Raw genomic sequence first — 25,662 nt, 5'->3', positions numbered from 1 at the left:
TGCCCCCCTAGTTGTTTGCGTCCTGGTTGTCAGCGGCCTTCTCCGCCACAAGCGCACGGCGGAAGGAGCCGAGATAAGACCTGAATCCCTCAACGTCAGCGGGCACTGGCTCAAGCGTCGTCGAGGAGAGCGACCCAAAGACCTCGCTGGAGAGGTAGTCGGAGAGGCTCTGCCCCTCCTTGCGTCGCAGCATGTAGGCCGCGGCGACCGCCTGGCCCCACGCGCCGCCCTCCCCCGCCGTCTCCATCACGGTGACGGGGGCCTCGAGCGCAGCAGCGAGCAGGCGCTGCGCCACCACCGGCGTCTTGAAGATGCCGCCATGCGCATAAAGACGCTCGATGGCAACGCCCTCCTCGCGCAGTGCCTCATTTCCCAGGGCGAGCGCCGCAAAGCACGACATGATGGACGCGCGCATGAAGTTGGCAAGCCCCAGATGGGCGCCGGGCTTGCGCATGACAAGTGGCCGGCCCGTCCCAACGCCCACGACCGTCTCGCCAGAGACGAAGGGCACGGACACGACGCCCCCGCAGTCGGCATCACCCTGCAGCGCAAGCTCAAAAAGCCTCTGGTAGACATCATCATTTGAGGCACCCATGAGCTTGCCGTACTCAACCAGCAGCGATACCCACTCGTTGAGGTCGGAGGTGCAGTTGTTGCAGTGGACCATGGCCACCGGGTCTCCGGATGGCGTGGTCACGAGGTCGATCTCGGGGCGCGTCGCGTCCTTGAGCGGATGCTCGAGGACGACCATCGAGAAGACCGAGGTGCCCGCAGAGACGTTGCCGGTGCGCGGCGCCACAGAGTTGGTGGCTATCATGCCGGTGCCAGCGTCGCCCTCGGGCGGGCAGACCGGGCATCCCGGCTCAAGCTCTCCCGTGGGGTCAAGAAAGCGCGCGCCCTCCTCGCTCAGATGTCCGGCGCACTCCCCGGCCAGAAGCACACGCGGCAGCAGGTCCTCAAGCTTCCAGAACACGCCCTTCTCGCTTGCCAGAGCATCAAAACGCTCGAGCATGGCCTTGTCGTAGTTGTGGGTACGGGAGTCGATAGGAAACATCCCGGACGCGTCGCCCACCGACAGCGCCCATTCGCCGGTAAGGCGCCAGTGCGCGTATCCGGCAAGCGTCGTGAGGTGCGCGATGCGCGAGACGTGCGGCTCGCCGTCGAGAATCGCCTGGTAGACGTGGGAGACGCTCCAACGCTCCGGAATGTGGAACGAGAACTCGCGCGAGAGCTCGCGCGCCGCGCGCGTGGTCGTGGTGTTTCTCCAGGTGCGGAACGCAACGAGCAGATTGCCCGCCTCGTCAAAGGGCAGGTAGCCATGCATCATGGCCGAGACGCCCAGAGCCCCAAGGCGGTGAGGCACGACGCCGTAGCGCTCACGGCAGTCGTTCTTGAGCGACGCATATGTTGCGGCGATGCCCTCGTCGAGCTCAGACTTTGGGTAGGTCCAGTATCCGTCCGCAAGCGAGTTCTCCCAGTCATGGGTGCCTACGGCGAGCACCTCGTGAGACGCGCCGATGAGCACGGCCTTTATTCTCGTGGATCCGTACTCAATGCCGAGCGTGACGTCGCCGGCCTCGATAGCGCGTGCGGCAGATGCGTTCGTGTTCTCCATGTCTCCCCTCCAAAGATGCCGAGCCACCAGGAAGGTTGGACGGCCCGGCCGCGTGACTTAATGAGCCGCGAAGCTAGCGGAAGCAGACCTCTCCGAGCATGAGGTCGCGCTTGAAGTCGCGGATGGTAGTGTCGGCGTCAATGGCCACGCACTCGATGCCCATGAGCTCGGCCCAGTCGGCCATCTGCTGAGCCGTGAGGTCAAAGCTCATCGCGGTGTGGTGAGCGCCGCCCGCGTAGATCCATGCCTCGGTGCCAACCTTGAGGTTGGGTCGCGGAGTCCAGAAGAGCGTTCCAGTGGGAAGCGCCGGCATCGGCTTCTCGACCTTCTTGCAGTCGATCTCTTGGACGATCAGGCGGAAGCGGTTTCCAAGGTCAACGAGCGAGGTGGCAATGGCGGAACCAGTCTTTCCGGTGAAGATGAGGCGCGCGGGGTCCTCGCGATCGCCCATGGAAAGCGGCGTGGCGCGAATGGCAATGCGACCGTCGGCGATGCTCGGGTCGACCTCGCTCATGTGGCTCTCGAGGATTCCCTCCTTGCCCGGAACGAGGTTGTAGGTGTAGTCCTCCATGAGGGCGGAGCCCTTGGCGTCCCTCATGCCGGCGGTCATGACCTTCATGAGGCGCACCATCGCAGGAGTCTTCCAGTCGCCCTCAGGCCCAAAGCCGTAGCCCTTCTGCATCAGGCGCTGCACCGAGAGGCTCGGCAGCTCCTTCAGGGCGCCGAGGTCGCCGAAGTGGTCGGAGAAGGCGTTGTAGTTGTGCTCGACGAGGAAGCGCTCGATTCCGATCTCCTGCGCCGCCTGCACCTCAACGTGCTCGCGGAACTCCTTGGGGTCGCGCCCGTCAAGCACGAGCTCGTAGGTGTCGTAGTACTCGTCGGCAAGCGCGCTTGCCTCGGCGGGGCTCACGGCGTCGACGTAGGGGGTGAGGTCGTTCACGGGCCAGGCGTCCACGGTCCACCCGAACTTGACCTCGGCCTCGATCTTGTCTCCGTCGGTCACGGCGACGTTTCTCATGGTGTCAGCGAAGCGCGCCACGCGGATGTTTCTGCTCTCGTTCACGCCCACGGCCACGCGCATCCACGCGCCCAGCTCGGCGCGGACGGCAGCATCCTTCCAGTAGCCAAAGACCACCTTGTGAGGCCAGCGCATGCGGGCGAAGATGTGCCCCAGCTCGCGCTCGCCGTGGGCGGCCTGGTTCTCGTTCATGAAGTCCATGTCGATGGTGTCGTAGGGGATCTCCTCGTTGTACTGCGTGGCGAACTGGCACAGCGGCTTGTCGAGAACGCTCAGGCCGTGGATGTAGTTCTTCGAGGGCGAGAAGGTATGCGCCCAGGTGATGATGCCCGCGCAGGCATCGTCGGCGTTGGCGGCCTTGAAGGTCTGCTCGATCACGTCGGAAGTCAGAAGGTTGGGCTTGAGGACGACCTCGTAGGGAATCTCGGGACTCGCGTTGAGCGCGGCGACGACCTCAGCGGAGTGCTCTGCCACGTGTGCCAGAACCTCATCGCCATAGAGATCCTGCGTGCAGGGGCAGAACCAGAACTCATACTTCTTGATTTCGACCATGATGGTTTCCTTTCTTGTATGGCTGCGACGCAAAGGAGCCGCGCGACTTGCTGCTCGCCTACCGCCCTGTCAACAAACGGCTCGCAACGCTTGCTCTGTTAAACGTTCAACTCGAATGTTTACCACCATTGAGACAGAAGAGTCATCACCCCAACCTTGGTCACATCATGAGAGGTTCTTGCATTTATGCAGTTAATCAGGGATTTGCTTGCCCTAGGATACTCTCTGCTCGCTGCTGAGGCTGTTATACAACGGTGTCTACATGAGTAAAACACTGTTTACCTGTGAACGGTTATTTTTCGGAATTGAGCGGCATATAAACAGTACTGTTTTTCTATTTACCTAGGCTTTTATCACTATTTGTTTACATCGTGTTTATGTCCATCGGCACAGAAATGCCCCCACGAGGCCGTGCCTCGGCAGGGGCTAGATGCTCGCGACGCTCTCGCGCTCGATCAGCTTGGTCGAGAGATGGATCGCCTTGGTGTAGTAGCGCGGGTGTTTTATCTGGTCCATCAGAAGATCGACGGCAATCGAGCCCATCTCGTGGTTGGGCACCCGAATCGTGGTCAGAGGGGGCACGGCAGCGGTGGCAAAGGGCAGGTCGTCGAAGCCGATGATCGAGACGTCCTCTGGAATCTTGATGCCTGCCTCGCTCATCGCGCGCATGGCGCCAAGCGCCATGATGTCGCTCTCCGCAAAGAAGGCCGTAGGCAGGAGGGGCTTTTTGGCAAGCCAGGACCGCATGGACTCGTAGGCGGTGCTCACGGTGGTCCCAGCCTCAACGCGAAAGTCTGGGTTGATCGCAAGGCCGGACTCGCGGATGGCACGCTTTACGCCCCGCTCGCGCAGGGGAAAGTTCCTGATCCTGCAGCGCCCGGCTATGTAGCCAATATCACGATGGCCATGCTGGATGAGATAGCTCGTGGCCCTAAAAGCCGAGTTCTCGTTCGAGGTGACCACGCAGTCGAAGAAGATGTGGTCGCACCATCCGTCAACTATCACGAGCGGGGCTTTGGCATCCTCGAAGAGGGCATAGTCATCCTCGGTCATCTCAGTGCCGAGAAGGACGACGGCCCTTGAGGTATCGCTTGCGATGTCTCTTGCCTGCCTCCGCGCCGCTTCGCGGTCAGAGAGCTCGAGCGTGACGTAGCTCGTCGAAAGGCCGAGGGCGCTTGCCGCCTTCTCGACTCCCTCCATGACGCCGGGGTGGAAGGTGCCCTCGTCGAGCACCTCGCCGGTCTTTCGAGCCAACACAAAGCAGATGCTGCCGACGCTCTCGCGACGCGCATAGCCGAGCTCTTCCGCAGCCTTCATGATGATCCTTGCGGTCTCCTTGCTCACGCTTCGCTTGTTGTTGAGCGCGTTGGAGACCGTCGCGGGAGAGAACCCCGTCATGCGGCTGATTTCTCGAACACCGATGTTGCGCATGGAGCGTACCTCCGTCGTCCTTGGCGTCTCCTAAGGCAGGCTAAACATAGCACTAAACGTATGTTAACAACGTCCGAGCCTCATGGGCGGGCACGCATGCCAACCGCGCGCGGGCGCGTGCCCTATACTTGTCCACACGCCGACAACGAAAAGGACGCACTGATGGACATCACACCACAGGAAGTTTCCGAGACCCTCGCGATGGTCTCGGAGCAGAACCTTGACCTGCGCACCATTACCATGGGCATCTCGCTGGCGAGCTGCGCCGACGAGGACATGGGTCGCATGTGCACCAAGATCTATGACCGCATCACGAGCCAAGCGGAGAACTTGGTCTCCGTCGCGAGCGACCTTGAGAACGAGTATGGGATCCCCATTGCCAACAAGCGCGTCTCCGTCACCCCTATTGCGCAGATTGCCGCAGGATGTCCCGACGAGGACCTCTCCCCCATCGCCCGCACGATGGACCGCGCGGCCGAGACTTTGGGCATCGACTTCATGGGCGGCTTCTCGGCGCTTGTGCAGAAGGGCATGGGCGTCACCGACCGTCGTCTGATCGCCTCAGTCCCCGAGGCTCTCTCCACCACCACGCGCGTGTGCTCCTCGCTCAACATCGCCTCGACGCGCGCCGGCATCAACATGGACGCCGTCCTTCTCGCCGCGCAGACCATCATCGATTGCGCAAAGGCGACGACCGACATCGACTGCTATGGGGCGGCCAAGTTCGTCGTGTTCGCCAACATGGTGGAGGACTCGCCGTTCATGGCGGGTGCCGTCCACGGGACGGGCGAGGCTGACGCTGTCATCAACGTGGGAGTCTCCGGCCCCGGCGTCATGGCAGCCGCCCTCGAGCAGCTTCCCGAGGACGCCGACCTCATGACCGTTGCCGAGAAGATCAAGGAGACCGCCTTCAAGATCACCCGCGCCGGCGAGCTCATGAGTCGCGAGGCCTCGAGGCGCCTAGGCGTGGAGAAGGGCATCGTGGACCTGTCGCTGGCACCCACTCCGGCAGCGGGAGACTCCGTGGCCAAGATCCTCGAGATCATCGGCGTCGGCGAATGCGGGGGGCCCGGCACCACCTGCGCGCTTGCGCTCTTGAATGACTGCGTCAAGAAGGGCGGCGTCATGGCCTCCTCGAGCGTGGGCGGCCTTTCGGGCGCGTTCATCCCAGTGTCCGAGGATGCGGGCATGATCCGCGCTGCCGAGGACGAATCGCTTTCCATCGAGAAGCTCGAGGCCATGACCAGCGTCTGCTCCGTCGGCCTCGACATGATCGCTATCCCCGGAGACACGTCCGTTGAGACCATCGCCGGCATCATCGCCGACGAGATGGCCATCGGCGTGATCAACACCAAGACCACGGCCGTGCGTCTGATTCCCGCCATCGGCCACAAGGAGGGCGACGTGCTTGAGTTTGGCGGTCTGTTTGGCAGCGCGCCGGTCATGTCCGTCAACCGTTACGCCGGCACGGTCTTCGCGCACCGCGGAGGGCGCTTCCCAGCCCCGCTCAACTCGCTAAAGAACTAGGCAATCTCATCAGCAGGGTACAGATAATTGACCGTCCCCACGCGTTCCTCCGCAGGGACGGTCTTTTTTTGATTTGATAGCAAGCAATCAGCAATCTAAATGCAGCCCAATGAAGGTTTTGGCGTTGTAACGGCTGCTCGTGTCACGGGGCCGGGCAACCTACAATGAGACGTGCTCGTCGACTATAACTGGGGAGGAGTCAACGGTGACACAAGATCTTGGCATTCGCGTGAGGCAGACGTCTCATGCGCCGCTTGCTGTATGCGTTGCCGTTGTAGCCGCTCTTCTTACAGGCCTTACGGGATGCGGATCCGCGCAGCAAACGGAAAGCACAACCACGAGCACGGTCCAGGTGCAGGACACTACCAGCGAGACCGAAGACGCCAGCAGCGAGGACTCTTCATCGAGCGATGACGCCTCAGCAGACGCTGACGGCGGGACGACCGAATCAGCCGAGCTCGTCTCGCAAACAACAAGCTCGGGCATCTCGTACACGGGCAATGCCGACATCGCGAATACCGAGGCGCTCCAAGACTTGGAGGAGCTTCTCGCCGAATGCGAGAAGAACGACATCACATGCTCGATTGCGCTCTACGACCTCGACGGGGGGTCCGCCAGCATCACCTATCAGAATAACGAGAAGGTCTACTCGGCCAGCGCCATCAAGGGTCCCTATTGCACCTTTGTCTACCAGGACCTCATCGAGACCGGACAAGCTTCTGAGGACACGCTTTACCCGCTGATTCAAAACGTGATCAACAACTCCGACAACGACGACTACGAGAGCCTTCGCAAGAAGACCTACGGCATGGGCTGGACGGATTGGCTCAGCCGTGCGGGCATCGACCTCACCGACAGGGAGGACGACTTCGAAGACCACTATTACGCACAGATGAGCGCCGAGGAATTCGCGCTTGCCTGGGAGCAGGGCTACGCCTACCTTTGCAGCGGAACCGAAGAGTCCCAGCGGCTGGCGGACCTCTTTACCGAAACAATCCAATCCCCGCTCCACGACCAGCTGGGCGACCAGTACACGGTTTGGTCCAAGGCCGGCTGGTACTACGACTACGAGGGGAACGCCTCCCCAGCCATGAACGATGCCGGCGTGGTCTTCTCCGACGACGGAACCTACGTCGTGGCGGTCCTCACCAGCTCCGCAGGCGACGAGGAGTTTGTCTGCCAGATTGTCGATGCTCTCGACCGCTGCCATTCCGCGCTCGAGGGATAGCGTGCGGCAGAGCGCGCCAGCAGCGTCGACCATAACGCTTGCCTTGACCATAACGTTCGCCTTACAACATCTGCGCAAGCGCTTCTCGATGCTTTGATAGCATGCGGAGGCGTTGCGCGCCATCTCGCGCGACTTCGGCACCATTTTTCACTACAAGCGAAAGAGGAACCACTTGAACCCAACATCCAACGAAGGCGGCACGCCAGACATTGACGCGCGCCCCTATGAGAGCACCTATACGCAAGGCCCCATCATCCGTCGAGGGAATCAGGTTCCCGACTCCACAACGTCCGGGCGACTGCTTTCTAAGACGAAGGACACCGACTGGCTCCATATGGACCCCTGGCGCGTGCTGCGCATCCAAGCGGAGTTCGTTGACGGCTTTGGCGCGCTCGCCGAGGTGGGCCCCGCGGTCGCCTGCTTTGGCTCTGCTCGCACGAAGCCGGACGACGCAATGTACGTCCACGCATGCAATGTGGGCAAGCGGATTGCCGAGCGCGGGCTTGCCATAATCACCGGCGGAGGACCAGGCATCATGGAGGCGGCAAACCGCGGAGCGGCGACCGCCGGCGGCACCTCGATTGGGCTTGGCATCGAGCTGCCCTTTGAGGAGTCTCTCAATGAGTGGGTCAACCTGGGGATGACGTTTCGCTACTTCTTTGTTCGCAAGACGATGTTCGTGAAGTACTCCCAGGGGGCCATCTTCTTTCCCGGAGGCTTCGGGACGCTCGACGAGATGTTCGAGCTGCTCACGCTCATCCAGACGCAGAAAGTCGAATACACCCCGGTCGTGCTGTTTGGCAGCGACTATTGGAGCGGCCTTATCGACTGGTTCAAGAAGTCGCTCGAGACGGCGGGCAACATCTCGGCCGCAGACCACGAGCTCTACCGCATCACCGACAGCGAGGACGAAGCCGTAGAGCTTGCCTGCAGCGGGATTGTTACTGCGCGCTAGCACTGACCGCGCCTCGCACGATACGAATAAAAGAAGGGCGCACGCCAAAGCGACGCGCGCCCGCTTCTTTTCTTAATGACGTCTTCTTGGAATGGCCCTCCGGGGATCTAGCCGAGAAAACGAACCTCTGGCTCAAGGCGGACGCCAAACTGGCGCTCGACCTCGTCTTGCACGTGCTCGATCACGGCATGGACGTCAGACGCCGTCGCGCCGCCCAAGTTCACCACGAAGCCAGCGTGCTTCTTCGAGACGGCCGCTCCCCCAACCTGGTAGCCCTGAAGCCCTGCGTCGGTGATGAGCTTGCCCGCGAAGTGCCCCTCGGGACGCTTGAAGGTCGAGCCGGCGCTCGGAAGCTCAAGGGGCTGCTTCTCCTCGCGACGGCGCGTGAGCTCGTCCATGCGCGCGCGAATCTTCTCCGAGTCGCCGTGATGCAGCTTGAAGGTGGCAGAGAGCACGACCATGCCCTCGTCGGCAATGCGGCTATGGCGATAGCCAGGATCAAGCTCGTCGACGTCAAGGGTGTCTTGGCGGCCGTCCTTCTTCAGCACGCGGACACTCTTGAGAACGTCCGCCATGCAGCCGTCGTAGGCTCCGGCATTCATGAAGCATGCGCCGCCGATGGATCCCGGGATTCCGCAGGCAAACTCGAGCCCGGTAAGCCCAAGCTCGCAGGCCATCTCCGAGGCTTCGCGAAGGTTCACGCCAGACTGGCAGCTCATCTCGTCGTCCTCAACTTCGACGCCCGTAAGGCCATCTGCCACGGCAACGATGACGCCACGATAGCCATCGTCAGAGACGAGAAGGTCAGAGCCACGCCCCAGCACAAAATATGGGACGGCAGCCTCTTGGCAAGCCTCGATTGTGTCATGAACCTCGTCTGGATCCTCTGGAATAACGAACAGGTCAGCTGGACCGCCGATCTTGAACGTCGTGTGCTCGCTCATGGGCTCATTCTCTAGGACGTTGTCCTCGCCGACGATGGCGTGAAGCCTCCAAGCGAGCTGCTGCAAGTGGTCGTCTAAATGACCGCCGTCAGACATCTTGCTCCTCTGTCTAGGGTGTGCGCCTTCCTGGGCGCTCTGCCGTCAGCGCGCCAAGCGCGCTCCGTGGGACAGTATACCAAGCACGGAGCGTCGAAAGACCCACTGCACAGCTCTTATAACACGGAGCTAATAATATGGCTAGCGGCGGCGGGCGGGCGCGGGCGGCGACAGCGGACGGCGGCGGGCGCGGGCGGCGACAGCGGGCGGCGGTAGGCGTGACCGTCCCACACAACGACTCCCCTCGACCCCCGCCGCCAAGTTGCGCGGCTTTTGCGGCATCAGAAGTCGCAGAAGTTGGCAGATGCGGCATCAAAGGTCGCAGAACCAGGCAAAGCGGGCATCAGAGGTCGCACAACTTGGCAGCCATGGCGCCGCCCGTCGTTGTGTGGGTCCATCGAAGAGTTGGCATCGTGCATCGTGCGGGGATCGAGGACGTTTCCGCAGTTCGCGAGCCGCGTAGTGCGGGACCGCGCAGTCCTTCTCGACCTCACGTCCCATTGTGTGGGACCTCCTCTAATGCTATATGCCATGTGCCATTTCTCTACCTGCGGCTTTGCGAAGCCCCTCTTCTCGAAAGCACTCTTCGGGAGTGAGAAGTCCCACACAACGCGAAGGGCGCCCAGCGCTTCCCGCCACATCCCTCACTTTGGTTTCCGGAGCCGAGAGAAGCCGCAGGTAGGAGGGCTGGACGAGAAGAGCGCCCCACACGACACGCTGCGACATTTTTTCGGTATCCCCACACAACGGTCCGCTGCCAGGTTGCGCGACTTTTGCAGCATCAGAGGTCGCGCAACCTGGCAGTCCGGGCATCAGAGGTCGCGCAAGTTGGCAATTCCGGCATCAGAGGTCGCATAACTTGTCAGGCGCGGGCATCAGAAGTCGCATAACCTGGCAAAACGGGCATCACAACTCGCGCAACCTGGCAACGGGGTCGCCACCCGCCGTCGCGCGAGCATCACAACCCGCGCAGCCTGGCAGTGGCGGCGCCACTCCCCTAGTCCAAGAAGCTCTCGTTCAGCGTGACGCCGAAGTCATGTGCGATGGCACGCAGGTCGTCGTCCGTGATCGTCTGACGGATGCCCTGACCGCAGGAGAGCACCTTGACGTATATCTCGGCGCTCTTCTCAATCGTATGGGCAAGGCCAAAAGCGGTGTCAAAGTCGGGCCCGCTCACGAACAGGCCGTGCTGAGCCCAGATTGCCGCCTGGTACGTCTCCATCTTCTTGCTGGTGGCGCGCGCGATGTCAACGCCTCCGGGCACCATCCACTCCACGACGCCCACGCCCTCGGGGAAGACGACCGGGCATTCCGTGGCGCTCTGCCACAGCGCGCGCGAGAAGTCGCGGTCGGTCAGCGGCAGCACGTAGGTGAGCGCGATCACGTTGGTGGCATGGCAGTGATAGATCACCCTGTTGGCGCCATCGGTCGCCTGCTTGCGCACGCTATGGTTCATGAGGTGCGTGGGAAACTCGCTCGTCGGGCGCGCGCCGCCGTCCAAGCCCCACACAATGCGCCAGCGCGACCCGCTCTCGTCGAGCTCGCAGATGCCGATGTTTGCGGCGGGGTCGAGAATGACGTTGCGCATGTACTTGCCCGAGCCGGTCACCAAGAAGTACTCGCCAGCCAAGTTCGGAAGCTCGACGCCCACCTCGTGCCAGCTACGGGGCTCGCCAAAGTAGGGACGCGCCTCGGCAACCTCCTGGTTGGTCAGGCGATATGACAGGTTGCCACCATTGCGCTCGTGCCAGCCCTGAAGCCACCCATCGTTGCACATGCGAACAAATCCCTGGACAAACCCCAGGCTCTCTGCCGCCTTGTCGCTTCTCTTCTCCATCGTCTGGTCTCCTAGTTCCTCTTCGAGAGGACCTCGTCCTCGTAAGCCTTTACCTGGTCCCACAGCTCTCCGTCGGTGGGCACGCCCTCGCGACGGCAGTACTCGTCCCACACGATGTCGAACGGCATCACCTTGAGCTGCTCGAGCGCAATCATCTTCTGTGTGTCGCGAAACTCGTTCTGCAGCTCCTTCAGCGTGTCCACGGGCTGGAGAAGCGCATAGAGCAGCGCCTTTTGCATGGAGCGCATGCCAACCGCCCAAGCGCCCACGCGGTTGATGGCAGCGTCGAAGAAGTCCATGCCGATGAGCGACTTCTCCCATGCGCCCGGCACGCGCACGATCTCCTCTGCCAGCTCGCGCAGGTCGTCGTTGAACAGCGTCACGTGGTCCGAGTCCCAGTGCATGGGGCGCGTCACGTGCAGCGGCAGATACGGGAAGAAGAGCGCGAGCGCAGAGAGCTTGTCCGCCACGTTCTCGGTTGGGTTGAAGTGGCCAGTGTCCAGCAGCACGCAGGCGTTGCCCCCGCGCTTGGCGGCAAATCCCTCGTAGAACTCCTGGTCGCCCACCGTAAATCCCTCGACGCCCAGCCCAAAGACCTTCTGCTCGAAGGCGTCAACGACGTGCGGCGCGTCCTCGGCGTAAATCTTCGAGAGCGAGTCGAGCAGGTTCGCGCGCAGCCCATAGCGATCGGTTGGGGTGTCCTTGAGGCCGTCGGGGATCCAGAAGTTGAGCAGCACCTTGTCGTTCAGCTCGGCGCCGATTCGCTCCGCAATCTCGCGGCAGCGCAGGCCGTGCCGCACCCAGAACGCGCGGGTGTCGGAGTTAGGCGAGCTCACGGTAAGGCCGTGGTCAACGCGGGGATGCGAGAAGAACGTGGGGTTGAAGTCGATGCCGTAGCCATGCTCGCTCGCCCACGCCACCCATGGCTCGAAATCCTCGTAGGTGAGCTGGTCGCGGTCGTGCCAGGGGTTCTTCTCGGTAAAGACCGCATAGCTCGCATGCAGGTTCACGCGCTTCTTGCCCGGAACCATTTCCGCGGCGCGCTCGAAGTCAGCCGTGAGCTCGGAGAAGTTGCGCGCGCGGCCAGGGTAGTTTCCGGTGGTCATGATGCCGCCGGACGCCGGGTTGTCCCCTTGGTCAAAACCCTGCACGTCATCGCCCTGCCAGCAGTGCATAGAGATTGGCTTGGCTGCAAGGCGCGACAGCGCAGCTTCCACGTCCACGCCGATCCGTGCATAGCGCTCACGGGCATATCCGAAGACGGCATCATCAGATATTGCATTGGTCATTGGGTGCTACCTCCTCAATCTTGAAGCTGTTGGGAATTGCCGCGCGGGCGTCCGCCACGCTTGCGAACTCGCCCGAGAAGACCATCTGGACCATCAGGTTGCCAAGGGCGGTGCCCTCCATGGGGCCAGCGAAGACGGATAGCCCGGCCGCATCGGCGGTCGCCTGGTTGAGATAGCGGTTGGCTGAGCCGCCGCCAACAATGTTCACGCTGGTATAGGCGATGCCGGTAAGCTCCTGCATCTGGCGAATCGAGCGAGCGTAGCACGCGGCCAGAGAATCGTAGACTGTGGCCGCCAGCTGGCCCATGCCCTCCGGCACCGCCTGACCTTCCTCCTTTGCGGCTGACTGGAGCTCCAAGGTCATGGACTGCGGAGCGAGGAAGCGCTCGTCTTGCGCATCGACCACGGACGAGAAGCCCTCGTTATGGGCCTTGCTTGCGGCGTCGACGAGCTGGTCCCAGCTTGGAAGCGAGCCGTCAGGTCGGGCGAGCTCGCGGCGCACGGACTGGATCATCCAAAGGCCCATAACGTTTTTCAGGTACCGGTACGTTCCGGCGACGCCACCTTCGTTGGTAAAGTTCGCCGCCGCGCTTTCGGGCGTGCAGATGGGGCTGGAAAGCTCGGTGCCGACAAGGCTCCATGTGCCAGACGAGATGTAGGCCGCCTGCGCGTCGCGAGCCGGCACGGCAAGCCAGGCAGATCCGGTGTCGTGCGTGGCCGGAAGAACGACCTTGCAGTCAAAGCCTACGCGGGCGCTGACCTCTGGGCGAAGCCGTCCGAGCTGGGTGCCTGGCATGCGGATGGCTTGGAAGATTGACCGGGGAAGCCCAAGCCGGTCGATAAGCGCATCGTCCCAAGTGCGCGACGCCGCCCCCACGAGCGCGGTCGTCGAGGCGTTGGTGTACTCGCTTGCCTTCTCGCCCGTAAGGAGAAAGCCCAGGTAGTCGGGTACCATCAGAAGCGTGCGCGCGGCGGCGAGGCAGGCGGGGTCGTCCCGGCGAAGGGCGAGCAGCTGATAGGCGGTGTTGAAGGGCTGGTACTGAATGCCCGTGCGCGCGTAGTGCTCGGCAAAAGAGAGGGTCCCGCTCTGCTCGAGCGCCTCGCGGACGCCTCTGGTGCGCACGTCGCGATACGAAACGCACTCCCCTAGGCGACGGTCGTCATCGCCGAGCAGGACGTAGTCGACGGCCCAGGTGTCGATGCCCATGGTGTCGGGCACGAGCCCCGCGTCGCGCGCGGCCTCCATGCCGAGAAGGACATTCTCAAAGAGCGCGTCTATGTCCCAGCACAGCTGGTTGCCTCTCAGAGCTGCGCCATTGTCGAAGCGATAGACCTCAGTCAGATGGATGCGACCGGCCTTGGCCTCGCCCACGATGGCGCGCCCGCTGGAGGCGCCGATATCGATGGCTAGGTGGCGCATGTCCTTCTCCTTGTCATTTTTGTAGTTATTTGCTCAAAGTTCTGTTTGACGATTCGAATATACGCAGCGTCAATCGGGAAGTCATTAGTAGAAAGTGACCTTGACTATCGAAAAATTGAACTATCGTTAGATGAGGGGCGCACGGCATTGGGGAGGGTCTTGTGGACACGACGACAAGCGAGCGTGGCGCGCTTCGCTACACGATGGACGTAGAGGGCCGAAGCTCCTGGCTTCGCACGACCCCCGGCGCCGAAGAGCGGCAGCTTCCATTTTTGGTGAGTGAGGCGGGGGCCTTTTATGCACGCTCGCGCTTCACGACCGAGCGCGCTCACAAGGAGGCCTACCTCGTCTTCTACACGCTGGGCGGGGCGGGCGTGGTCGAGCAGGGCGGGAAGTCGGTGCGCTTGGAGCGCGGCCAGGCTCTGCTCATGGATTGCCGAGAGCCGCAGCGCTACTTCACAGCGCCCGACCGCCACCACTGGTACCACTTGTGGATGCACGTTAACGGAGCTGGCATGCCAGCGCTGGCGGAGGCGCTTGGCTGCTCGACTCTTATGCCCGTCTCGCTTCCCCTCTCTGACGTCAGTCCCCGCTTCGACGAGGTGTTCGAAGCGCTTGAGAGTCCTGAACGCATTGCGCCGCTTCGCGCTGGGCTGGCAGCCCATAGCCTTCTGGTGAGCATGGCGCAGGCTATGGGGACTCCCGCCACGGAAGCCGAGCGAACGGCCGTCCAAGTTGCGCGCGAGCGAATCGAGAGCCGCTACCGCGAGAACGTCACGCTGGACGATTTGGCAAGCGTCGCTTGCGTGAGCCCCTCCTACCTCATCCGCCTCTTTCGGGACCAGCTGGGAACGACTCCCTACAACTACTTGCTGCGTTACCGGATTACCCGCGCCAAGGAGCTGCTGGCGGAGACCGCCATGCCTATCGACCAGATTGCTCGCGAGACGGGCTTTTCCAGCGCAAGCAACTTCAGCTACCGCTTTCGCAAGATGGAGGGGCAGAGCCCGAGTTCCTACCGAGCGGGCACTCCAGAGCTCTTCCCCGAGCCCGTCGACGGCGACGGTCAGTAGGCGGCGGTGGCGCGGCGCGTTACCTAGTTGCGCGAGTTTTGCAGCATCAGAGGTCACGGAAGTTGGCAGCGGAGAAGCCCCATCGCATCGTGTGGGACTGGCACCGGATTGGTCCCGCCTGTTGTGCGGGAATCATTAGCGTTTTCGCAGGTGGCAAAGTGAGTTGTGTGGAGCTGGGCGGACCGAGGGGCGGAATCACTCTGTTGTGTGGGGCTGCTCTGAATGACACCTTCACAATGCCATTTCTCTACCTGCGGCTTTGCGGAGACCCTCTCGCCTTGAGCCCGACGTAGCGGCGAAAATCCCCACACAATAGAATCGACAGACATGGATTCGCGCCACGGTCCGCACTTTGGGATTCGAGTCGCGGGGAAGCCGCAGGTAGAGAGGCTGGGCGAGAAGCGCCCCACACTAGAGAGATCATCAATTCTTTAGCAGCCCCACACAACGCGATTCTGCCAAGTTGCGCGAGTTTTGCGGCATCAGAAGTCGCACAAGTTGGCAAGTGCGACATCAGAAGTCGCACAAGTTGGCAGATTCGACATCAGAAGTCGCACAAGTTGGCAGCGCCGGGCATCAGAAGTCGCAGAACCTGGCAGCGGCAGCACCCCAAGAGCCCTCCGGCTCGCAAAGATGAGGGAAATGCTCATGCCCCTTGCACATCAGTGACCAAGTGTTATAGTGCTCATGACAGTTTCAGGGCGGGGTGAAATTCCCCACTGGTGGTGACGCGCCGATGCGCGCGAAGTCCGCGACCCGCCAATAGGCGGCTGACCTGGTGAGATTCCAGGACCAACGGTTACAGTCCGGATGGGAGAAACGGAGATGCCATCATGGCAACCACTTCCTCTAGTTCCACGCACAGCACCCACTCCACCTCTGCCGCAGGTTCCGGCTGGAGCACCAAGCGCATCGCGGTCACGGCCCTTTTCTGCGCCGTCGCCGCTATCTGCACGCTTGTGCTCGAGTTCCCGATCCTGCCGGGAGTCACATGGCTGCAGTATGACCCCTCGGGCATCGTCGCGCTGCTCGCTGGCTTCTTCTTCGGCCCCGCAACCGGCGCCGTGGTCTCGATCATCCCCTACTTCGTGCACTTCGCAACTGCGGGCGGCGTCTATGGCATGCTGATGGCCGTGCTGGCCACGTTCTCGCTGGTCATGCCCGCCTCGCTTGTCTACAAGAAGAACCACACGATGCGCGGGGCGATCGCAGGCATGGTGCTCGGCGGAATCATCTGCCTTGCCGCCTGCATCGTGGGCAACCTCATCGTGACCCCGCTCTACGCTGGCATGTCCGTCGATGCGGTGGTCGCTCTTATCGTGCCTGCTCTGCTGCCCTTCAACATCTTCAAAATTGTTATCAACTGCGTCGTCGCCGGACTGCTCCTAAAGCCCGCAAGCAAGGCGATTGGCGTCGCTGGCCCTAGCGAGAAGTAGCGAGCGGTTGTGGCAGAGTCGTCTAACAGCGTGATTGACCTCTCGCGCGTGTCGCTTGTCTATGACGACGGCACGCGCGCGCTTGATGGCATCGACCTGCACGTTTGTCGCGGAGAGCGCATCTGCGTGCTGGGCGCCAACGGCTCGGGGAAGTCAACGCTCGCCTCCGTCATCGCAGGGCTTCTCGCCCCGGACGAAGGAACGGTGACTCTTCTTGGCAAGCACGTCTATGAGAACGGACTGGCGGACTTCGACGCCTATCGGCTAGCGCGGCGCAAGCTTGGGCTGGTATTCCAGAACCCCGAGGACCAGATCGTCACGAGCGTGGTCGACCAGGACGTAGCCTTTGGCCCCGAAAACCTCGGTCTCCCAAGCGACGAGATTGGCCGCCGCGTATATCGCGAGCTGCACCGCGTTGCCATGCTGGACTATGCAAAGGCCGATCCTGCCCGCCTCTCCGGCGGCCAGCGCCAGCGCGTCACCATTGCCAGCGCGCTCGCGATGCATCCAGAGGTTCTGGTTCTGGACGAGCCGTCGTCGGCGCTCGACGTGCGCGGGCGCGTCTCGATAATGAAGGTCGTGGAGAAGCTCAAGGCAACGGGCGTCACCGTTGTTCACGTTACGCACTTCATGGAAGAGGCTCTGCTCGCCGACCGCGTGGTCGTGCTCGACTCAGGCCACGTCGCCCTCGAGGGCACGCCGAAAGAGGTCTTCTCGCATGTCAGCCAGATGCGCTCGCTTGGGCTGAGCGAGCCGTTTGCCGGCAAGCTCTCGGCGCGCCTGTCCGAGCTTGGCGTGAACGTTGACTGGACCTGTGACACAAACGAGCTTGGCCGCGAGCTCGCCGTCCTTCTTTCAGGACGATCCAGCGCGAGAAGGACCGGCGGCGCAGCTGGCACTCCAGACGAGACCAACTCAACAGCTTTGAACAAACCGCAGGCAGAAGCCATCGTTTCCGTCTCGGACGTGACCTACTCGTACGGAAGCCAGTCCCGTGGCCGCGACCGAAAGAAGGCACAAGCCGCTCTGGACGACCTTTCGCTGGAGATTGCGCGAGGTTCCCATGTGGCGCTCATCGGCCAGACGGGCTCTGGCAAGTCGACGCTATTGCGCCTTATCGCCGCACTCGAAACGCCCGATGCCGGAAAGGTTAGAGTCGACGGAATCGATACTGCCGACAAGCGGCAGCGCCGGCTTCTGCACGGGCGCGTCGGCTACGTGATGCAGCGCCCGGAACGACAGCTTTTTGCCGAGACCGTCGCGCAGGACGTGGCTTTTGGACCAAAAAACATGGGGCTTAGCAACGACGAGGTCGATCAGCGCGTACGTGACGCGCTCGAAGAAGTTGGGTTGAGGGACAAAGACGATGCGTCTCCGTTTCAGCTTTCTGGCGGCCAGCAGCGCCTTTGCGCTATTGCCGGCGTGCTTGCGATGACGCCAGACGTGCTGGTGCTCGACGAGCCGACCAGCGGTCTTGACCCTCAAGGCCGCAAGAATCTGCGCGCAATCCTTGAGCGCGTAAACGCTTCTGGGGTCACGCTTGTCGAGGTCACGCATTCCATGGGAGACGCGGCGCGTGCCGACCGCGTAGCCGTGATTAACGATGGGCGCGTCATGCTCTATGGCACTCCGACTCAGGTCTTCTCAAAGAAGAACGCAGACGTGCTTTCCTCCATTGGCCTTGGCGTGCCCCTAGCGCTTGACTTCGCGCGCCATCTTGAGGCCGACGGGGCGCCGTACCTTGGAGAAACGCTGACAACCGAGCAGCTTGCGCGTGCGATTGCCGCAGCGCTTGGCGCGGATTCGTCCGCAGAGGAGGCATAGCATGGCGCTGCGCATTTCCATCGGCCAGTACTATGACGCCGACTCCCCGATTCACAGCCTCGACCCCCGGACGAAGCTCTGGTGCGCGCTTGGGCTCATGATTGCCACGTTCTTTGTCCATAGCGGGCTGGAGCTCGCGCTTCTCGTTGCCTTGACGCTCGCCTTGATTGGCTGCGCGCACATCCCTGCGAGCGAGGTTCTCAAGTCCGTGCGATCAATCTTCTGGATCCTTCTGATACTTGCGGTGTTTAACCTGCTGCTCATCCGCACAGGAGACACAATCTTCTCGTACGGCATCATCACAATTACAACCGACAGCCTCTGGAGCGCCATACTCTACCCCATCCGAGTGCTAGCATGCATCCTCTTTGGGGCGCTGCTGTTGCTGACAACGACTCCGACCGAGCTTGGCGACGCGTTCGACGCAACGTGCGCGCCGCTCACAAAGCTGGGACTTCCGGGCCACGAGCTGGCGATGGTCTTCTCGCTCATGCTGCGCTTTATCCCTACGTTGGCCAACGACGCGTCGGCAATCGTAGATGCGCAGGTAGCGCGTGGAGGAGAGCTTTCGACGGGCAAGTTTGGCAAACGAATCCAGGCGCTTGGCTCAGTGATAGTGGCGCTGTTGGCAAGCTCAATGAATCATGCGGACGACCTTGCGCGCGCCCTCGACGCCCGCTGCTACGAAGGCGGAGCAGCTCGAAGCCACTGGCATCCCATGCACTTTTCCGCACGCGACGCGATTGCCGGCATAGTTTCCGTTGCGCTTTTCGCACTGTTCGTAGTACTTGGATAGCGTCGCGGCGCCGGCACCCCGCGCAACGCGGCTTCATCAATTCTTTTGCAGCCCCACACATTGGGGCGCTGCCAAGTTACGCGACTTTTGCGGCATCAGAGGTCGCATAACTTGGCATGCCGAGCATCAGAACTCGCGCAACCTGGCAAATCGGGCATCTGAAGTCGCATAACTTGGCAGGGGCGGACATCAGAAGTCGCATAACTTGGCAGCGGGGGCAGACGCCCGTTGTGTGGGCATCAGAACTCGCATAACTTGGCAGCGGGGGCAGACGCCCGTTGTGTAGACATCAGAACTCGCAGAAGTTGGCAGCGGGGGCAGACGCCCCGCCGTGCGGGCATCAGAAGTCGCTCAAGTTGGCGGCGGGGGTCGGGTGCCTAGGATCGGCGTCCGCTACGAAAGGCTCGCGCAGTCGGCGGCGCCGCCACGGAGCATGCGCAGGCCATGCGCGATGGGTTCAATCACGGCAGAGAGGTTCTCGCATGCTGCCTTGGGGCTTCCCGGCAGATTCACGATCAGCGTGCCACGAACAAGACCGGCCACCTCTCGCGACAGGCAGCCGCGCGGCGTGATTGCCATCGACGCGGCACGCATGGCCTCGGGGATGCCCGGAGCCATGCGCTCGCAGACGGCCTCGGTCGCCTCGGGCGTGACGTCTCGGGGCGAGAAGCCCGTTCCGCCCGTGGTCACCACCAGCGCGACGTCGTTTGCGACCAGAGCCTGCAGCGTCGCCATGATCTGCCGCAGGTCGTCGGGCACAACGCGTGTCGCGACGACGTCATAGCCATGCTCTCCGAGAAGCGAGACCAAGGCGGGACCGCTCGCGTCCTCGCGCTCGCCACGGGAGCAGCGATCGCTCACCGTGACGACGGCGACCGTGTAGCGGGTCTCTTCCTTTTCGACCTCGTGAGCCGTAGCCTCGTCAGCCATTGCGCTCACCAACACCTTTCTACTTGCCAAACGGGCAGAGAGGGAACGTGCAGGGCTTGCAGTGCAGGCACAGGCCGCCCTCGCCCAGCTCGACAAAGTCGCTCTTCCGAAGCTCCACGCCAGCAACGATGCGCGGGAGCACCAGGTCAAATACCGTGGCGGCATTGTACATGACGCAGCCGGGAAGGCCGACCACCGGAATCTGCTTGCCATCGCGGTCGAAGTAGCCCACAAGAAGCATCGCGCCCGGAAGCACCGGCGCGCCGTAGGTCACGATGCGAGCGCCCGCGCGCTTGATGGCGCCCGGCGTGTTGTCGTCAGGGTCAACGCTCATGCCGCCCGTGCAGGCGATGATGTCCGCGCCCGCAGCGATTCCCTCGTTGATGGCAGAGACGATCGCGTCCTGCTCGTCGCCCGGCGTCGCGCGATAGACGCACTTGACGCCATAGGCAGCAAACTTCTTCTCGACGACGGGCGTGAACTTGTCCTCGATGAGCCCGCCCGCGACCTCGGAGCCCGTGGCGATGATGGCGACGGTGCGCAGCTTCCACGGCGCGACGCGCATGAGAGCGCCCTTCTCGTCCACGTTGGCCGCACGCTCGGCGGATGCCACGACCTCCTCGCGCACAACCAGCGGAATCACGCGCGTCCCCGCAAGCGCGTCGCCCTCGTGAACGGCGAAGTTGCCCTTGCGCGTGGCCACCATCACCTCGTCGGTAGCGTTCACCGCCGCCAGGCGCTCCGAGTCAACGAGAAACACGCCGTCGCAGGCTGCCTCGATGCCGATCTTGCCTTCGCTTGGCTCGCCCGACGCGCGGGTGCCCTCGCCCAGGCACAGCGCAGCAAGACGCTCGGCCGCGTCGTTCTCGTGGAGCATGCCGGGCTCCATCTCCCATACGTAGAGGTTCGCCTTGCCCATCGAGAGCAGGACGGGGATGTCCTCCTCGGTCACCACGTGGCCCTTCTTGAAGCGTGGGCCCTTGTAGCGCGGAAGGTCGTTGCCGTCCTTGTCCTTGCCGCCCGGCAGGATCTGCGTCATGTCATGGCAGAGCACCTGTCCCACGGCGTCCTCGGTCTTGATCAGCTTCATGCGAGCTCGTCCTCCCCCATCACAGAAATCTCGTCGCCAGGGCGCACCGCCCCGCCGCGCGCGACGACGCAGAAGATGCCGTCGGTCGGCATCACGCACATGCCCGTCAGGCGACGGATCTCGCAGTCGTTATGGCAGGTCTTGCCAATTTGCGTCACCACCAGGCGCACGCGGTCGCCCACGGCAATCACGGTGCCAATGGGAAGCTCGCGCACGGCGATGCCTTCGGTCAGAATGTTCTCGGCAAAGTCGCCAGCCTTCAGCTCGAGGCCGCGCTCGCGCATGCGGTCAACCGACTCGTTGGCGAGAAGGGACACCTGCCTGTGCCACGAACCCGCATGGGCATCGCCCTGGATGCCCGTGCCAACAGCAAGCTGCAGCTCAGGCACCTCGTGCTTGCGGGTCCCTTTCTTCTCGCTCACGCAGCACGCCAGAACGCGCCCGCTCGGCGTGAGTGCCTTGCTGTCCCCCATCAATCCTCCCTCACAAAGTGGCCCGACTTGCCGCCGTCCTTCTCAAGAAGGCGAACCTGGTCGATCACCATGTCGCGCTGGTTGGCCTTCAGCATGTCATAGATCGTGAGGCACGCGACCGACGCCGCCGTCAGCGCCTCCATCTCGACGCCCGTCTCGCCGCAGCAGCGCGTAATGGCCTCGACCGAGACGCCGTCCTCCTCGTAGGCAAAGTTGATGTCCACCCCGGTCAGCTGGATGGGATGGCACATCGGGACAAGCTCCCAGGTGCGCTTGGCGGCCATGATGCCCGCCACCTGCGCCACGGCGAGCACGTCGCCCTTCTTCGCGCGCCCCTCGCGCACAAGCGCGAGCGTGTCCTGGTTCATGCGCACGCGTCCGGCGGCGCGTGCGATGCGCTGGGTCTTGTCCTTTGCAGAGACGTCCACCATGCGGGCGCGTCCCTGCTCGTTAAAATGCGTGAGCGCCACGGCTCAGCCCCCAATCTCGTTCATCGCGCGCGGCGTGTCGCTCGCGTGCGTCGCATCCATCCTATGCCCCTCGGGCTTAGATGCAATGCCCGAGCGGATGGCATCGACGAGGGCCTCTCCGGAAAGCCCGCGCAGGTTGACCTCGGCCGAGGAGTGCAAGCAGGGCTTCAAGCGACCGTCTGCCGTCACGCGGATGCGGTCGCAGCTGCTGCAGAAGCGATGCGTCATGGGCCGGATGAGCCCGACGCCGCCCTGCCAGCCAGGCGCCTGGTAGAGCTCCGAGACGCCGTCGACGCCAACGCGCTCGAGCTCGGGCACCTGCACCAGGACCTCGTCGGCCGACACAAAGCGCTCGCGCGGCCAGTGTGCGCACTCGCCCATGCGCATGAGCTCGATGAAGCGGACCGTGACGGCATGGTCGCGCGCGAGCTCGGCAATGGGGCGCAGCTGGTCGTCGTTCAAACCCCCAACCAGCGCGCAGTTGATCTTGGTGCCGACAAAGCCGGCGTCGCGCGCCGCGCGAAGGCCGGCGATTGCGTCATCCAGCGTTCCCGTGCGCGTGATCTTGCGATAGCGGGCTGCGTCAAGGGTGTCCAGGCTCACGTTCAGGCGGCAAAGTCCAGCCGCGCGCAGGTCTGCCGCAATGGGAGCGAGCAGCGTGGCGTTGGTGGTCATGTCGACCTCGCTTATGCCTGGCACCTCTGCCACCATGCGCACAAGCTCGACGATGCCGCGCCTCACGAGGGGCTCGCCGCCGGTTATGCGCACCTTACGCACGCCCAGCGTGGCAGATGCGGCAACGATGTCGCGCATCTCCTCAAACGACAGGATGTCGTCGTGCGAGAGCATGGGCACGCCGTCTTTCGGCATGCAGTAGACGCAGCGGCAGTTGCAGCGGTCGGTCACAGAAAGGCGCAGATAGCTGATATTGCGCCCACGGTTGTCAAGCATCCGCGCGGGCCTCCTTCGTGGTGTCGACGAGCGGCATCACGACGTCGGGGCTGGCAACGACAAACACGCGCTCGGGATCGCCGAGCCTTGTCCAGTCGTCCTTCTCGCACTCGTAGCGAAGCGAGTCGCCGCCGGGGGTCTTAAGCATCACGATGGTCGAGAACGTGCTCTCTATCACCCGGTCGACGGTGCAGGGAATCTCGTTGGCATCGCCGGTCGCATTGGCAGAGACGCGCAGGTAGTGGGCGCGAATTCCCACGTGCGAGACGCCTTCCGGCACCGGAAGCGAGGTCTTGAGCGTAACTCCCCAATCGGTGCAGTCAAGCTCGCCGGGGGCCGCCTGGCTCGCGCGGCTCACGTTCTTGCATCCGCTGATGAGCGCGGCTCCCAACGTGGACGGGCGGGCAAACAGCTCCTTCACGCCTACCTTGGGGTCGCTTTTTCCCTCGCTGATCACGCATACGCTGTCACAGAGGCGGTAGACCTCGTCGCGGTTGTGCGAGACGAACACCGCTCCTCCGGGAAATTGGCGCAGCGTGTCGGAGAGCTCCATCTCGAGCTGCCAGCGCAAGAAGCCGTCAAGCGCCGAGAAGGGCTCGTCCAGCAGAATGAGGTCCGGCTCGCTTGCAAGGATGCGCGCCATTGCGCAGCGCTGCTGCTGGCCGCCGGAAAGCTCGGAGGGGCGGTGGTCCTCGAGGCCCTCCAGGCGCATGACCGAAATCTGCTTGCGCGCCCGCTCTTCTCGCTCGCCTCGCGTGCTTCCGGCAGCGCCGGCAACCACGTTTTCCAGCACGGTCATGTTGGGGAACAGGGCATAGCTCTGAAAGAGATAGCCAACGCGCCGCTTCTGGGGCGGCAGGTTGACGCGCGCCTCCGAGTCAAAGAGCACGCGGTCGTCCAGCACGATGCGTCCCCTGTCAGGGGTCACGATGCCGGCGATGCACTTGAGCGTCATCGACTTGCCGCACCCCGAAGGGCCGAGCAGCGCCACGATCTCGTCTGGGCGATCGACCGAGAAGGACACTCGTAGGCTAAAGCTGCCAAGGCGCTTCTCGATATCGACGGAAAGCGCCATCAGGCCATCCCCTCCTTGGCGCGCCCGGTGCGCGAGCGCTGCTCAAAGAGGTTGAGGGCGAGAAGGACCACGGCCGAGATGGCGAGGTTCACGATGACCCAGGTGAGCGCCCCGGCATCGTCGCCCGTGCGCCACAGCTGGTAGACCGTCGTGGAGACGGTGGCTGTGGCGCCGGGGGTATAGCCGCAGATCATGGACGTGGCACCATACTCTCCCAGCGCCCGGGCAAAGGCCAAGACGCAGCCGGCGATGATGCCCTGCCGGCAGCACGGCATCTTGACGCGCCAGAAGGTCCACATGCTCGACTTGCCCAGCGTGGCGGCCGCGTCGGAGAGCGTATGGTCAAAGCTCTCGAACGCACCGCGCGCCGTTCGATACATAAGCGGGAAGCTGACGACCGTGGTGGCGAAGATCGCCGCATACCACACCATCGTGAGCTTGATGCCAAAGGTCTGCATGACCCAGGCGCCGATGGGGCGCTTGGGACCAAGCAGAATCAGCAGAAGATAGCCCACGACGGTAGGCGGAAGCACGAGCGGCAGCGTGAGCACCACGTCGAGAATGCCCTTGATTACGCGCGGCGCGCGTGCCACCAGGTTGGCGAGCCAGATTCCCAGAAAGAAGACGACCACCGTCGAGACGGCGGCAATCCTCAGCGAGTTGAAGAGTGGGTACCAGTCCATGCGTCGGGATTACTCCTCGGCAAGCGGCGTGAAGCCAACCTTCTCGAAGCAGTCGCTTGCCTCCGAGGTCTTGCAGAAGTCGAGGAACGACTGCGCAAGCTCGGGCTGCAGGGCGTTCTTGGTTGCCGCGGCAGGATAGACGACGCGACCGCACATCTCCTCGGTGGCCTCGTCGACCATCGTGAGGCTGTCGGAGGTGGCGTCGGTCTTGTAGACGACGCCGCAGTCCACTGCGCCCTCGGAGACCTGAGCAGTGACTTCCTTAACGTTGGTGCCATAGGTGATGCAGCCCGCGTTTGCGAGCTCGGTCTCGTCGAGGTTGTAGTAAGCGAGGATCTTCTGAGTGTACTGGCCAACAGGAACGTCGGAGTTGCCCATGCCCAGCAGGATGTCGTGGGCGGAGAGCTTCTCGGCCATATCGTCGAAGCTCTGGACCGACTTGGGGTTGTCGTCGGGCACGCACAGGGTGACCTTGTTCTCGAGGATGTCGAAGCGCGTGTCATGGTTGATGAAGTCAAGGCCCTCGTCGTTTCCGGAGGTGGCCTCGGCGTCAAGCGCGTTCATCTGCTTCTGGCCAGCGGAGATGAAGACGTCGCAGTCAGCGCCCTCCTGGATCTGGGTCTTGAGGGTGCCCGAGGAGTCGAAGTTGAAGCTGATGTCCACGCCGTCGTTTTCGGCCTTGAAGAGCTCGCCGACCTCGGTGAGCGACTCGGTCATGGACGCGGCGGCAAAGACGATGAGCGTCGTGGACTCTGCCTGCGAGCTGGAGCTGGAATCAGAGCTGGAATCGGTTGAAGAGCTTGAGTCGGACGAGCTGCTGCCGCACGCGGCGAGTCCGAGGCACGCCGCGCCAGCGGCAGCCGAAATAAACGAGCGACGAGTGATGCTGGATAGAGCCATAATGCTTCCTCCCTGGGTATGAAGCCTGCCTTGGGTGCATCTCTGACGC

22 protein-coding genes and 1 riboswitch are annotated in these 25,662 nt (G+C 62.9%); of the genes, 7 read left to right on the top strand and 15 right to left on the bottom strand.

The genetic code is table 11. The features are described from left to right. Positions 1-7 precede the first annotated feature (7 nt). The 3 genes from ACOYJL_RS02660 to ACOYJL_RS02650 form a co-directional block, all read right to left on the bottom strand. The gene (locus ACOYJL_RS02660) at positions 8-1,615 is read right to left on the bottom strand and encodes a xylulokinase (protein ID WP_433568664.1); all 1,608 of its coding nucleotides are present in this window, start codon (positions 1,613-1,615) and stop codon (positions 8-10) included. 73 nt (positions 1,616-1,688) lie between these two features. Then, positions 1,689-3,185 carry an L-arabinose isomerase gene (gene araA / locus ACOYJL_RS02655; RefSeq protein WP_433568663.1) on the bottom strand — a complete coding sequence of 499 codons (1,497 nt, stop codon included), beginning with the start codon at positions 3,183-3,185 and terminating at the stop codon, positions 1,689-1,691. Between the two features lie 426 nt (positions 3,186-3,611). Further along, the gene (locus ACOYJL_RS02650; protein WP_433568662.1) at positions 3,612-4,616 is read right to left on the bottom strand and encodes a LacI family DNA-binding transcriptional regulator; all 1,005 of its coding nucleotides are present in this window, start codon (positions 4,614-4,616) and stop codon (positions 3,612-3,614) included. Between the two features lie 162 nt (positions 4,617-4,778). On the opposite strand from ACOYJL_RS02650, the gene ACOYJL_RS02645 reads away from it, so the two are divergent. From ACOYJL_RS02645 to ACOYJL_RS02635, 3 genes are all read left to right on the top strand, one after another. After that, a complete protein-coding gene (locus ACOYJL_RS02645; protein WP_433568661.1) occupies positions 4,779-6,143 on the top strand; it encodes a PFL family protein in 1,365 nt (454 codons plus the stop codon). A 205-nt stretch (positions 6,144-6,348) separates the two neighbouring features. Further along, a complete protein-coding gene (locus tag ACOYJL_RS02640; protein ID WP_433568660.1) occupies positions 6,349-7,371 on the top strand; it encodes a serine hydrolase in 1,023 nt (340 codons plus the stop codon). Positions 7,372-7,543: 172 nt separating this feature from the next. After that, complete coding sequence (locus ACOYJL_RS02635; protein ID WP_433568659.1) at positions 7,544-8,326, top strand: TIGR00730 family Rossman fold protein; 783 nt, start codon at positions 7,544-7,546, stop codon at positions 8,324-8,326. Positions 8,327-8,433: 107 nt separating this feature from the next. Here ACOYJL_RS02635 and murB read toward each other — a convergent pair whose 3' ends face one another. From murB to ACOYJL_RS02615, 4 genes are all read right to left on the bottom strand, one after another. Further along, entirely contained in the window at positions 8,434-9,366 is a 933-nt protein-coding gene (murB, locus tag ACOYJL_RS02630) for a UDP-N-acetylmuramate dehydrogenase (protein ID WP_433568658.1), read from the bottom strand. A 997-nt stretch (positions 9,367-10,363) separates the two neighbouring features. Next, positions 10,364-11,203, bottom strand: a complete 840-nt coding sequence (rhaD, locus tag ACOYJL_RS02625) for a rhamnulose-1-phosphate aldolase (RefSeq protein WP_433568657.1) — start codon at positions 11,201-11,203, stop codon at positions 10,364-10,366. An 11-nt stretch (positions 11,204-11,214) separates the two neighbouring features. Then, positions 11,215-12,492: an L-rhamnose isomerase gene (locus tag ACOYJL_RS02620; protein WP_433568656.1), complete on the bottom strand. Its 1,278-nt coding sequence runs from the start codon at positions 12,490-12,492 to the stop codon at positions 11,215-11,217. After that, on the bottom strand, positions 12,473-13,912 hold the full coding sequence (locus tag ACOYJL_RS02615; protein WP_433568655.1) for a rhamnulokinase: 1,440 nt from the start codon (positions 13,910-13,912) through the stop codon (positions 12,473-12,475). Before ACOYJL_RS02615 ends, ACOYJL_RS02620 begins: the two co-directional genes overlap by 20 nt. Positions 13,913-14,073: 161 nt before the next feature. On the opposite strand from ACOYJL_RS02615, the gene ACOYJL_RS02610 reads away from it, so the two are divergent. From ACOYJL_RS02610 to ACOYJL_RS02595, 4 genes are all read left to right on the top strand, one after another. Next, the gene (locus tag ACOYJL_RS02610) at positions 14,074-14,985 is read left to right on the top strand and encodes an AraC family transcriptional regulator (protein ID WP_433568654.1); all 912 of its coding nucleotides are present in this window, start codon (positions 14,074-14,076) and stop codon (positions 14,983-14,985) included. Between the two features lie 688 nt (positions 14,986-15,673). After that, positions 15,674-15,811: riboswitch (FMN riboswitch) on the top strand. A gap of 7 nt (positions 15,812-15,818) precedes the next feature. After that, positions 15,819-16,421 carry an ECF transporter S component gene (locus ACOYJL_RS02605; protein WP_433568653.1) on the top strand — a complete coding sequence of 201 codons (603 nt, stop codon included), beginning with the start codon at positions 15,819-15,821 and terminating at the stop codon, positions 16,419-16,421. 9 nt (positions 16,422-16,430) lie between these two features. Further along, entirely contained in the window at positions 16,431-18,245 is a 1,815-nt protein-coding gene (locus tag ACOYJL_RS02600) for an ABC transporter ATP-binding protein (protein WP_433568652.1), read from the top strand. 1 nt (position 18,246) lies between these two features. After that, positions 18,247-19,041 carry an energy-coupling factor transporter transmembrane component T family protein gene (locus ACOYJL_RS02595; RefSeq protein WP_433568651.1) on the top strand — a complete coding sequence of 265 codons (795 nt, stop codon included), beginning with the start codon at positions 18,247-18,249 and terminating at the stop codon, positions 19,039-19,041. A 393-nt stretch (positions 19,042-19,434) separates the two neighbouring features. On the opposite strand, the gene ACOYJL_RS02590 is transcribed toward ACOYJL_RS02595, so the two are convergent. Genes ACOYJL_RS02590 through modA form a run of 8 tightly spaced genes read right to left on the bottom strand, consistent with a single transcriptional unit; the run spans position 19,435 to position 25,613 of the window. Continuing rightward, a complete protein-coding gene (locus tag ACOYJL_RS02590; RefSeq protein ID WP_433568650.1) occupies positions 19,435-19,971 on the bottom strand; it encodes a MogA/MoaB family molybdenum cofactor biosynthesis protein in 537 nt (178 codons plus the stop codon). Between the two features lie 19 nt (positions 19,972-19,990). Beyond that, the gene (locus tag ACOYJL_RS02585) at positions 19,991-21,061 is read right to left on the bottom strand and encodes a molybdopterin-binding protein (RefSeq protein ID WP_433568649.1); all 1,071 of its coding nucleotides are present in this window, start codon (positions 21,059-21,061) and stop codon (positions 19,991-19,993) included. Next, a complete protein-coding gene (locus ACOYJL_RS02580; protein ID WP_433568648.1) occupies positions 21,058-21,534 on the bottom strand; it encodes an MOSC domain-containing protein in 477 nt (158 codons plus the stop codon). The genes ACOYJL_RS02585 and ACOYJL_RS02580 overlap by 4 nt, the downstream gene beginning before the upstream one ends. Continuing rightward, on the bottom strand, positions 21,534-22,004 hold the full coding sequence (gene moaC / locus ACOYJL_RS02575; protein ID WP_433568647.1) for a cyclic pyranopterin monophosphate synthase MoaC: 471 nt from the start codon (positions 22,002-22,004) through the stop codon (positions 21,534-21,536). Before moaC ends, ACOYJL_RS02580 begins: the two co-directional genes overlap by 1 nt. Positions 22,005-22,007: 3 nt before the next feature. Continuing rightward, entirely contained in the window at positions 22,008-22,955 is a 948-nt protein-coding gene (gene moaA, locus ACOYJL_RS02570) for a GTP 3',8-cyclase MoaA (RefSeq protein ID WP_433568646.1), read from the bottom strand. Then, positions 22,948-24,030 carry a sulfate/molybdate ABC transporter ATP-binding protein gene (locus ACOYJL_RS02565; protein WP_433568645.1) on the bottom strand — a complete coding sequence of 361 codons (1,083 nt, stop codon included), beginning with the start codon at positions 24,028-24,030 and terminating at the stop codon, positions 22,948-22,950. The genes moaA and ACOYJL_RS02565 overlap by 8 nt, the downstream gene beginning before the upstream one ends. Beyond that, positions 24,030-24,713: a molybdate ABC transporter permease subunit gene (gene modB, locus ACOYJL_RS02560; RefSeq protein ID WP_433568644.1), complete on the bottom strand. Its 684-nt coding sequence runs from the start codon at positions 24,711-24,713 to the stop codon at positions 24,030-24,032. The genes ACOYJL_RS02565 and modB overlap by 1 nt, the downstream gene beginning before the upstream one ends. Before the next feature lie 9 nt (positions 24,714-24,722). Then, positions 24,723-25,613 carry a molybdate ABC transporter substrate-binding protein gene (gene modA / locus ACOYJL_RS02555; protein WP_433568643.1) on the bottom strand — a complete coding sequence of 297 codons (891 nt, stop codon included), beginning with the start codon at positions 25,611-25,613 and terminating at the stop codon, positions 24,723-24,725. Positions 25,614-25,662: the final 49 nt, after the last annotated feature.

This window comes from Tractidigestivibacter sp., from assembly GCF_050946515.1.
GTDB lineage: Bacteria > Actinomycetota > Coriobacteriia > Coriobacteriales > Atopobiaceae > Tractidigestivibacter.
The sequence above is the reverse complement of the archived record's forward strand: the minus strand, read 5'-3'. Positions and strand labels throughout refer to the sequence as shown.